The organism is Amycolatopsis silviterrae (assembly GCF_042684085.1).
Taxonomy (GTDB): domain Bacteria; phylum Actinomycetota; class Actinomycetes; order Mycobacteriales; family Pseudonocardiaceae; genus Amycolatopsis; species Amycolatopsis silviterrae.
The window spans coordinates 1-10768 of the sequence record NZ_JBHUKS010000012.1 but is presented as its reverse complement, the minus strand read 5'-3'; the positions used below and the strand labels follow the sequence as shown (position 1 = coordinate 10768).

Below are 10768 nucleotides of genomic sequence, written 5' to 3'. Positions count from 1 at the left end.
TGCGGGAGGCGGAAAGCCTGTCAGTTGCCCGAGGTCGCCACGCCCGGCGCGATCGCCTGCGCGTTGCCCGCGATCCCGTAGCGGCCGGAGCCGCCGTTGAGCTGCTCCTGCAGTGCCAGCACGGTCGCGACCCGGCCCGCCGCCGAGTCCGCGTTGTCCACAGTGGACAGAATCGACGTCGCCGAGGTGTCCGCGCGGACGACGCCGATCGGGCCGGCCCCCTCGGCCGAACCCGGATCGCCGGCGAGCACGGTGCCCGCGCCGGACCGGTCCATCTGCGCGGCGAACCGCGCGATCGTCGCCGCCCGGTCGCCCGCGCCGTCCCCGGTCTGCTGCGCGCCGGTCAGCACGATCGCCAGCTGCGCGGGCTGCACGCCCTGGCTCGGCTTCACGAAACCGCCGTCGGTGAGCCCGCCGAGCGCGGCGGCCAGTTCGTCGCCGCTCGACTGCGGCTTCGCGCTCGCCTTGTCCAGCAGCAGCGTCGAACCGAGCAGCGCGCCGGCGAGCGTGCCGGAGTCGCCCGCGGTCGGGAACTTCGCACCGGCGGGCTGCAGCCGCGTGACGACGTCGCGCAGCTGGTCGGCCTTCGCCGGGTCGGTGAACGCGCTGGTGAGCTGCAGTTCGCCGGTGACCGAGGCGCCGGACTGGCCGACGAGCTTCTTGAGCGCGTCGCGGTCGGCCGGGCGCGCGTCCTCCGTGGTGACGATGACGACGCTGCGCTTGTCCAGCGCGCCCGCGACGACCTTCGGGCCCATGGTCCCGGCGAACGCGTCCGCGTCGGACAGCCGCGCGTTGAGCGCGTTGCGCTGCGCCTCCAGGTCGGACACCTGCGTGCCGAGGTCTTTCTTCTGGTCCGCGAGCCCGGACAGCAGCGAACCGTTGAGCGCGGTCGAGCCCAGCACCACGCCGACGGCCAGCGCCAGGAAGCACGCGGTGATGGAAACGATGTGGTACCGCAGGGAAATCACGTGAAGAGACCCTTCACCCAGGCGACGAACGTGGACCAGGTGTGCTGGATCCACTCGAGATAGACGGAGCCGACGTCGGAGACCAGCAGCGCGGCCACGACGACGACGATGGCGGCGAGGACGAGCAGAGCGACCGCGCCGAGCGAGACCCGGCTGCGGTGCAGCGTCGCGACGGCCTTGCCGTCGACCAGCTTGGTGCCGAGCTTGAGCCGCGTGAGGAACGTGGACGGATTCGACCCGGACCGGCCGTGGTCCAGGAATTCCCGCAGCGTGGCCTGGAATCCGACGGTGACCACGAGGCTCGCGCCGTGCGCGTCGGCCAGCAGCAGGGCGAGGTCCTCGGAGTTGCCGGACGCGGGGAAGGTGACCGCGCCGATGCCGAGGTCCTGGATCCGCTCGACGCCCGGCGCGTGCCCGTCCGGCTGCGCGGGGACGACGACCTCGCCGCCGCTGCGCAGCGTCGCGGTGCCGATCCCGGTCGGGTCGCCGACCACGACGTCGGGCTGATAACCCTGCGCCCGCAACGTGTCCGCGCCCGCGTCGACGCCGATCAGCACCGGCCGGTGCTCGCCGACGTACTTCTTGAGCTTCTTGAGGTCCTCGGCGTGCCCGGTGCCGCCCGCGACGACCAGCACGTGCCGGTCGCGCACCGCGACCTTCAGCTCCGGCACGCCCACGCCGTCGAGGATCAGCGTCCGCTCGCGGCGGAGGAACTCGATCGTGTTGGCGGAGAAGGCTTCCAGCTGGGTCGACATCCCGGCCTTGGCCTCGATCATCTGGTCGGCCACGCTTTCGGCGGTCTGCTCGACCCCGGTCGCCAGCTGCCGCTCCCCCAGGTACACCGCGCCCTCGTGCACGCGCAGCTTCGTGCCGTCCTTGACCGAGCGCAGCAGGTCGCCGCCGACCGAATCGATCAGCGGGATGCCCGCCGCCACCAGGATTTCCGGGCCGAGGTTGGGGAACCGGCCGGAGATCGACGGGGACGCGTTGACCACCGCGGCGACCTCGGCGGCGACCAGCGCGTCGGCGGTGGCCCGGTCGAGGTCGAGCTGGTCGAGCACGACGACGTCGCCGGCGCTGACCCGGCGCAGCAGTTCGCGCGTGCGCCGGTCGACCCGCGCGACACCGATGACGCCGGGGAGGGCTTCGTGGTTCCGCGCGAGAAGACCAGTGAGCTTCATGTGGCTGATGGTGACAAATTTGTGCCTGCGTGGAGAGCCGACGCGCCGAAGCGGACATGACTCGTTGTGGTGAGCCATGTCGCGCCGGGTGCGGAGCCGGGGTTAACTGTGCGGTCCGCCCGCCCCGAAATCGAGGTTGGACCAGGGACTCGCGGGATCGTTCAGCAGCCGGTGGCGGACCCGGGCGGCGGAGCTGTACTCCGGCCCGAATTCCTCGCCGTCGAGCGCGAGCAGCCTGCCCAGCACGTATCCGGTGGACAGTTCCGCCCACGACTCGTGGTAGCGGCGCGCGACCGCGCCTGCTTCCAGCACCATCAGCTCGGCGGTGAGCGCGTCGCAGTACCCGACCGCGAGGCCCCAGCGCGCCAGTTCGACCGCGCGCCCGACGTCCCAGCCGATGATGCTGTCCACGACCCCGTCCGGCTCGAGCAGGCCGTCGGCGCGGAACCGCTGCTCGTACCGGACGATCCGGCGCACCGCGTCGACGAGCGGCTCGATCTGCTCCTCGGCGTCGTTGTCCGCGCACCACTGCCGGACCAGCTCGACCCAGCCGTACACGTCGAGCGCCAGCCCGCTGCGGGCGCGCAGCACCAGCACGAGGTTTCCGGTGGTGAGCTGGTAGGAATCGCCGAGCAGCCGGTCCATCGCGGCCCGCCAGCTCGCCGCGTCCGCGACGCCCCACCAGTCGCGCAGGCCGCGGACTTCGGCGACGTAATCGTGGTAGCGCGCGTCGAGGACGTTCCACGGCTCGGCCGACAGCACCGCCTGGTGCGCGCCGCACGCCAGCGCGTGCGCGACCGGACCGTCCAGCAGCCCGTAGCGCGCCGTGTAAAGCCGTTCGACCTGCTGCTCCACCGCGGTGACCCGGTGCGGATTCGCGTCGACCCACGGCAGCACGGCCGCCGCGTTCACCCGCCATTCGCCGAGCGTGCCGCGGTTGAACACGACCTGCTCCCCGGTGCCGAGACCGTGCGTGGCCCAGTCGAGGTCGCCGCTGAGGAACACCACGTCCGCGCCGAAATCCGGCAGTGCGCCGCGGGTGAACACCTGCAGCGAGGGTTCGCCGTCGTGCGCGCAGCAGACCTTCGCGGGCGACCACGTCCGGTCCCGCGCGAGCCGTTCCGCCTCGGGCCGGTGGATCGGCACGAACAGCTCCTCGTCGCCGAGGAGTTCGAGGAAACGGTCGAGATCGTCCTCCCGCCGCGCGCGGGCGAGTTCGGCTTCGACGTCGGCCAGCGTGGCCCAGGTCATGGAATCCGCCTCAGCCCTTCTTCGCGCGCTTGCGCTTCGCACCGGCGTTCTTCGCTTTGTCTTTCTCCGCGGTGGCAAGCAATTCCTCGGCGTGCGCGCGGCCGGTCTCGGTGCCGTCCATGCCCGCGAGCATCCGGGCCAGCTCGCGCACCCGGTCGCCCTGGCCGAGCGTTTTCACGCCGCTGCGCGTGACGCCGCCGCTGGTTCCCTTGTCCACCACCAGATGCTGGTCGGCGAACGCGGCGACCTGCGGCAGGTGCGTGACCACCAGGACCTGGTGGGTGCGCGCGAGCCGGGCCAGCCGCCGCCCGATCTCCACCGCGGCGCGGCCGCCGACCCCGGCGTCGACCTCGTCGAACACCAGCGTCTGCACGGTGTCCGCGTGCGCCAGCACGACCTCGATCGCCAGCATCACCCGGGACAGCTCACCGCCCGAGGCAGCCTTGTGCACCGGCAGCGGCGGCGCGCCGTTGTGCGCCCGCAGCAACAGCTCCACCTCGTCCACGCCGTCCGGGCCCGCGTGCACCGCGTGCCCGTCGATCGCGAGCGCCTGCCGGTCGCCGTGTTCGGCCGGGCGCTGTTCGACGGTGATCTCCAGCTCCGCCTGGCCCATCGCGAGGCCGGACAGTTCCTTGGTGATCGCCGTGGCCAGCTCGGCGGCCGCCTTGCCGCGCGCGGCGGACACCTCGGTGGCGTGCGAGACCAGCTGCACGGCCAGTTCGTCGCGCCGTAACGCCAACGCCGCTAGTGCCTCTTCGGAGGTGTCCATCGACTCGAGCCGGCGCCGCGCGTCCTCGGCCCACGCCAGCACCCCGTCGACATCCGCGGCGTACTTGCGGGTGAGCCGTTTGAGATCGGCCTGGCGCGCGAGCACCTTCTCCAGCAACGCCGGGTCGGCGTCCAGGTTCTCGACGTAGCTGCCCAGCTCCGAACCGACGTCGCTCAGCAGCGTGGAGGCTTCCTCCAGCCGCGGCACGAGGTCGCGCAGCGCGGCGTCCTCGGCCGACACCAGCCGCCGCACCGCCTCGCCGACCAGGCCGAGCGCGCCCGGCGCGTCCGGATCGCCGTCCTGCGCGCCGGACACCGCCGCGTGCGCCTCAGTGGCCATCGCGCGCAGTTCGTCGACCGCGGCGAGCCGTTTGATCTGCTCGGTGAGCTCGACGTCCTCGCCCGGCTCCGGCGCGACCGCGTCGATCTCGTTCAGCCCGTGTTTCAGCAGGTCCGCCTGCTGCGCCATCTCCCGGGAGCGGTTGGACCGCTCGCTCAGCTCGGTGAGCACCGCGAGCCACTCTTCGCGGACCCGGCGGTACTCCGCGAGCGGCCCGCCGACGGCCTCGCCGGCGAACCGGTCGATCACCGCGCGCTGCTCGGCCGGGCGCAGCAGCCGCAGCTGGTCGTTCTGCCCGTGCACGGCGATCACCTGCTCGGACAGGTCGGACAGCACCCCGACCGGCACCGACCGGCCGCCGAGGTGCGCCCGCGAGCGCCCGTCGGCCGCGACCGTGCGCAGGGCGATGACGCTGCCGTCCTCGTCGACGTCGGCCCCCGCGTCGGTGACGATGCGGCCCGCCGCGTCGTCCTTGCCCACGGTGAACCGGCCCTCGACGAACGCCTTCAGCATTCCGTTCCGGACCTTCGACGCCTCGGCCCGCCCGCCCGAAAGCAGATGCAGCCCGGTGACGACCATGGTTTTGCCCGCACCCGTCTCACCGGTGACCACGGTGAAGCCCGCGTGCAGTTCCAGCAGGGCTTCCTCGATGACTCCGAGGCCCTGGATGCGCATCTCGGCCAGCACGACGCATACGGTAGCGGCCCGCACCGACCTTCTGTGCGCCCGAGGCCCGCTAACTCTTCTTTTCGCTGGTCGAACACTTGTGCGGGCGCGTCGCGCTAGCGGTCTCCCGAGCGCCGGTCGCGCCAGCTGCGCACCGGCAGGCCGAACTTGTACACCAGCCGGTCGGTGAACACGCCGTCCCAGAGCCGCACCAGCCGCACCGGCCGCTTGCCGCACACGACCCGCACCAGCGCGCCCGGCGGCAGGTCGAACGACCGCAGCCCGTCGCAGGTCAGCACGGCTTTCGGGCCGGTCGGATCGATGCCGACGCTGATCACCGACTCCGGCGAGACCACCAGCGGCCGGGAGAACATCGCGTGCGCGTTGCTCGGCACCACGAGCAGCGCCTCGACGTCCGGCCACAGCACCGGCCCGCCCGCGGAGAAGGCGTACGCGGTGGAGCCGGTCGGCGTCGCGCACAGCACGCCGTCGCAGCCGAAGGACGACACCGGGCGGCCGTCGACCTCGATCAGCGCGTCGAGCACCCGCTCGCGGCTGAACTTCTCGACGCTGGCCTCGTTGAGCGCCCAGGTCCGGTAGATCTCGGCGCCGTCGGCGGTGACCGTGACGTCGACCGTCATCCGGTCCTCGACGTGGTACTCGCGGTCGACCACGCGCTGCACGGCGTCGGCGAGCGCGTCCGAATCGGCCTCGGCGAGGAAGCCGACGCGGCCGAGGTTCACGCCGAGCACCGGGACCTCGGCGGGGCGGGCGAGTTCCGCCGCGCGCAGCAGGGTCCCGTCGCCGCCGAGCACGAACACGAGTTCGGCCCCCTCGGCCGGATTGTGCTCGGGCGCGACGACGGTGCACGGCTTGGCCATGCAGCCGTCCGGGTCGATCAGCTGAAGAACGTCCTCGTCGAGCACGCGAAGCCGGATCCCGGCCTTCGCGAATCGCTGGGACACCTCGCGGGCGGCCTCCCGGGTGGTGTCCCGGTCGGGGTGCACCACGAGGAGCACTTCACGTTCGGCGGTCACTGGGGTCCTTCCTGGACTGCGGTGCGAACGAGCCGTTCGGCCTCGTCGCTGCCCGCGTCTTCCGGCTCCGTTTTCCGGAGCCAGACAAAGTATTCGACGTTCCCCGACGGTCCCGGCAACGGGCTCGCGACGACCCCGCGCAGCGACAGTCCGAGCTTCGCGGCTTCGGCGAGCACGCCCAGCACGGATTCCACGCGCAGTTCCGGATCGCGGACCACGCCGCCGCTGCCGAGCCGGTCCTTGCCGACCTCGAACTGCGGTTTGACCATCGGCAGCAGATCCGCGCCGTCGCGCGCGCACGCGGCGAGCGCGGGCAGCACGAGCTTCAGCGAGATGAAGGAAAGGTCGCCGACGACGAGATCGACCTCGCCGCCGAGGACGTCCGGGGCCAGGTTGCGGACGTTCGTGCGGTCGAGGACCACGACGCGATCGTCGGTCTGCAGCTTCCAGTCGAGCAGCCCGCGCCCGACGTCGGCGGCGATGACCTTTTCCGCGCCGTGGCGCAGCAACACGTCGGTGAAACCGCCGGTGGACGCGCCCGCGTCGAGACAGCGGCGGCCTTCGACGGCCAGCCCTTCGGGACCGAAACGTTCAAGCGCGCCAAGGAGTTTGTGCGCGCCGCGCGACGCCCAGCCCGGGTCGTCCTCGTCCTTCACGACGATCGGCGCATCGTTTTCCACGCCGGTGGCGGGTTTCGTGGCGACCATGCCGCGCACGGTGACCTTGCCGCCCGCGATGAGCGCGGAGGCTTGTTCGCGGGAGCGCGCGAGCCCGCGCCGCACGAGTTCCGCGTCGAGCCTGGCCCGTTTGGCCACGCCGGTCAGACCTTGTCGATGCTGGACAGGGCCACGGTCAGCTCGGTGTGCACGGCCTCGAACCGGTCCACGTGCTCGGCGGGCGGCAGCGTGTCGAGGTCGTCGAGCCCGGCGACGGCCTCGTCGATGCCTGCCCGCGGGTCAGTCTGCTGCGGGCCGGGTCCGGGGATCGGCGGGGGTCCGGGAACCGGCCGCGGAACGTTCGGGTGCACGGCCCCAAACTACCAGTCAGGCCAGCCCGAGCCCGGCCACTGCCGCCGCGGCCGCGTCGCCGTCCGCGCGCACCTGCGCGATCCCGGTCCGCCACGCCGAATCGCACAGCGCGCGCAGCAGGTCGAGCTTGTCGCCCTCGCCGCGGACGGTCAGCACGTCGCCTTCGCTGATCTCCCAGCCGGTTCGCTTGCCGACGCGCAGTTCGTCCACCGGCTGCTTGAGCGCGGTGAGATCGGCGCCGAGATGCGTAGGCCGTTCCGCCGGAATCGCGGTGAGCAGCGTCGCCGGCGTCGCGATGCCGGTGAGGACGCACAACGAGTCGAGCCCCGCCGCGACCGCACCCGCGATGTCAGTGTCGAGCCGATCCCCGACCACGAGCGGACGCTTCGCCTTCGCCGACCGCGCAGCCGTCTCGAACAGCAACGGCTGCGGCTTCCCCGCGACGATCGGCTCCGCCCCGGTAGCGATCCGGAGCGCCCCGACCATGGACCCGTTGCCCGGCATCAGCCCGCGCTCGGTGGGCAGCGTGGAGTCGGTGTTCGTGGCGACCCACAGCCCGCCCGCCCGGATCACGATGCTCGCCTCGGCGAGGTCGGCCCATCCGGTTTCCGGCGAATGTCCTTGCACCACCGCGGAAACGTCGTCGCCGGAGGCCCGCACCGGCTCCAGTCCCGCGGCGGCGATCTGGTCGCCGAGCGAGGCGGTGCCGACGATGAGCACCTTCGCCCCGGCGGGCAGCCGGTCCCGCAGGAGCCCGGTTGCCGCCTGAGCGCTCGTGTGCACCTCTTCGGTGTCCGCGGAGATCCCGAGGTCCCGGAGATGCTGCGCGACCGCCGAGGGGGCCTTGGACGCGTTGTTGGTCACGAACCGGACCGCCGTGCCCTGCTCGCGCACGGCGGCCACGGTCTCCGCGGCCCCGTCGATCACGTTCGGCCCGTGGTACACGGTGCCGTCGAGATCGAACAGCAGCGCGTCGTAGGCCACGTCAGTCATCCGATTCGGTCGACTCGTTCGATCCGTTCGCCTCGTTCGCCAGGTCCGCGGCGCGCTCGGCGGCGTCGGTGTCGTCCTCGGCGTCGGCCTCAGCGGCGTTGAGGAACCACCGGACAGCCTCTTCCTTGCGCCCGGCAGCCTCCAGGTTGTCGGCGTACGCGTAGAACAGGCGCGCGCTCCACGGGTCGCGCTTGCCCGCTTCGAGGTCCGGCCCCTGCAGCGACACGACCGCCGCGTCCAGCTGCCCGAGATCGCGCCGCGCGCCCGCCGCGACGATCGCCAGCTCGACCTGGGTCGACTTGGTGAGCCGCTCCTTGTCGGTCTCCTTGGCGAGGTCCAGCGCGCGCTCCGGACGGCCGAGCGCGCGCTCGGCGTCCGCGATGATCGCGATGTGCTCGTCGCTGCGCGTCATCCGCCGCACCGCGCGCAGTTCCGACAGGGCTTCCTGCCAGTTGCCCGCGTGGTAGGCGACCAGCCCGAGCCCTTCGCGCACGATCGGCACCCGCGACGCCTTGGTCTTCGCGTACCGAGCGTGCTCGAGCGCGGCCTCCGGATCGCTGTCGACCAGCCCGCCGGCGGCGACCAGGTGCTTCCCGACGGTCTCCGCGAGCCCCTTCGGCAGCGTCCGCAGCTCCCGGCGGACTTCCTCGTCGAGGTCGGAGAACTCGATGTCCTCGGGCAGCTCCGGCGCTTCGAGCAGCTCGCGGGCGAGGGCCGCGTCCTGCTCCTCCACGGTGACCGGCCGCTTGGTGCGCGGACGGTCGTCCCTGCGCTCGCGACGGTCACCCCGGTCCCGGCTGTCACGGTCTCCACGGCCGGCGCGGTTGTCCCGCTCCCGACGCTCCGGCCGCTCGCTCCGGCTTTCGCGCTCGTCGCTCGCAGCTGTCTCGGCACTGGTGTCCTCGACGCCAGCGGTGTCCAGCTCAGCAGCCGTCACGTCCTCGACCGACGCCTCGGTGTCCCGTCCCCGGCCGTCGTCCTGACGGTCGTTCCGGAAGCCGTCACGCTGCTCCTTCCGGTACCCACCGGAACGCTCGTCGCGCTTGCCCCCGGGCCGGTCGTCGCGACGGTTGTCCCGGAACCCGCCGGAACGTTCGTCACGCCGCTCATCGCGGTCGTTGCGGAACCCGCCCGAACGGTTGTCCCGACGCTCCCCGCGGTCATTGCGGTCATTGCGGAACCCGCCCCGGTCCCCGCCGGACCGGTCGTCCCGGAATCCGCCGGAACCCCGGTTCCCGCCACGGAATCCGCCGTCGCGCGGACCACGGTCGTCCCGGTACCCGCCGCGCGATTCCCGGTCGCCGCCAGGCCTTCCGCCGCGATCGTCGCGATAGCCCGGCTTCCCGCCACGGTCATCCCGGTAGCCACCCCGCGAATCGCGGTCGCCGCCAGGCCTTCCGCCACGGTCGTCGCGGTATCCGCCGCGCGAATCCCGGTCACCACCGGACTTGCCGCCCCGGTCGTCCCGGTAACCCGGCTTCCCGCCGCGATCGTCGCGGTAACCGGGCTTGCCACCACGGTCATCGCGATAGCCGGGCTTGCCCCCGCGATCGTCGCGATAGCCAGGCTTCCCACCACGGTCGTCCCGGTAGCCAGGCTTCCCACCACGGTCATCGCGGTAACCGGGCTTGCCGCCGCGATCGTCCCGGTCGCCGTAACCGCCGCGCCGGTCGTTGTCGCGGAATCCGCCGGACCCGCGCCGATCGTCACGGAATCCGCCGCCCTGGGAGTCCTTGCCGCGATATCCGGACGATCCGCGCCGGTCGTCGCCGCCCGAGTAACCGCCACGGCGGTCGTCGCCACCGCGCCGGTCGTCGTTCCACCGCCCGCCGGACCGCTCCCCGTAGGAGGACTTGCCCTGCGGCCGGCCACCGCGGTCGCCGTACGACTTGCCCGCTCCACCGGAGCCGTAGGAAGAACGCCCCTCCGGACGCCCGGAACGGTCCCCGTACGAGGACTTGCCGCCGGGACCGCCGGACCGCTCGCCATAAGACGATTTGCCCTGCGGACGGCCGGAACGGTCGCCGTAGGATTTGCCCTGCGGGCGGTCGAACTCGCGCTTGCCACGGGGGCGGAAGTCGCGGTCGTCGTCGCGCTTGCCGGCGTAGCCGCGCTGTTCGCGCGGTCCGTCGCCGTGGCCGGGGCGTCCGGCGAAGCCGCCGGAGCCGCGTGCCCCGCGATCGTCTCGGCGGGGCCGGCCCTGGTGGCCGCTGTCCCGCCCGCCGCGGTCCTGCCGCGCGCCGCGCCGGTCTCCCCGGGGCGCGTCGGACCGGCCGCCGCGGGAGTCCTGGTCGCGGCGAGCCGACCGACCGGACCCCTCATCCGCTGAGTCACGTCGACCGAACTCGGACACCTGGCCTCCTGCCATAGACAACTCTGGAATTCTGAAGACGGCCCCGTGCGAGGGGCCGATTGACTATCGTACGGGGCCGTTCGGCGCAAGCCTCGCGCGGGCGGCCCGGACGCGAACATGAGTCTGGGCCCCGGGAGAACCGCGGGGGTTCTCGGACCGGGGCCCAGACTTCTCATGTTGAGT

The 10768-nt window shown here is 72.6% G+C and carries 9 protein-coding genes; all 9 read right to left on the bottom strand.

All coding sequences use genetic code 11. The annotated features are described in order from the left end of the window. Positions 1 to 20: 20 nt before the first annotated feature. Positions 21 to 968, bottom strand: a complete 948-nt coding sequence (locus ACFSVL_RS17570) for a copper transporter (RefSeq protein ID WP_378305407.1) — start codon at positions 966 to 968, stop codon at positions 21 to 23. Continuing rightward, positions 965 to 2149 (bottom strand): putative cytokinetic ring protein SteA, encoded by a 1185-nt coding sequence (steA, locus tag ACFSVL_RS17565; protein WP_378305405.1) that lies wholly within the window; start codon positions 2147 to 2149, stop codon positions 965 to 967. The genes ACFSVL_RS17570 and steA overlap by 4 nt, the downstream gene beginning before the upstream one ends. Positions 2150 to 2251: 102 nt before the next feature. After that, a complete protein-coding gene (locus ACFSVL_RS17560) occupies positions 2252 to 3400 on the bottom strand; it encodes a DUF1266 domain-containing protein (protein ID WP_378305403.1) in 1149 nt (382 codons plus the stop codon). A 10-nt stretch (positions 3401 to 3410) separates the two neighbouring features. Then, positions 3411 to 5195 (bottom strand): DNA repair protein RecN, encoded by a 1785-nt coding sequence (gene recN / locus ACFSVL_RS17555; protein WP_378305402.1) that lies wholly within the window; start codon positions 5193 to 5195, stop codon positions 3411 to 3413. A 95-nt stretch (positions 5196 to 5290) separates the two neighbouring features. Continuing rightward, entirely contained in the window at positions 5291 to 6211 is a 921-nt protein-coding gene (locus ACFSVL_RS17550; protein WP_378305400.1) for an NAD kinase, read from the bottom strand. Continuing rightward, entirely contained in the window at positions 6208 to 7026 is an 819-nt protein-coding gene (locus ACFSVL_RS17545) for a TlyA family RNA methyltransferase (RefSeq protein ID WP_378305398.1), read from the bottom strand. The genes ACFSVL_RS17550 and ACFSVL_RS17545 overlap by 4 nt, the downstream gene beginning before the upstream one ends. 5 nt (positions 7027 to 7031) lie before the next feature. Continuing rightward, positions 7032 to 7238, bottom strand: a complete 207-nt coding sequence (locus ACFSVL_RS17540) for a hypothetical protein (RefSeq protein ID WP_009079580.1) — start codon at positions 7236 to 7238, stop codon at positions 7032 to 7034. A 16-nt stretch (positions 7239 to 7254) separates the two neighbouring features. Then, on the bottom strand, positions 7255 to 8232 hold the full coding sequence (locus tag ACFSVL_RS17535) for an HAD-IIA family hydrolase (protein WP_378305396.1): 978 nt from the start codon (positions 8230 to 8232) through the stop codon (positions 7255 to 7257). Further along, the gene (locus ACFSVL_RS17530) at positions 8225 to 10585 is read right to left on the bottom strand and encodes a hypothetical protein (protein ID WP_378305394.1); all 2361 of its coding nucleotides are present in this window, start codon (positions 10583 to 10585) and stop codon (positions 8225 to 8227) included. Before ACFSVL_RS17530 ends, ACFSVL_RS17535 begins: the two co-directional genes overlap by 8 nt. Positions 10586 to 10768 lie beyond the last annotated feature (183 nt).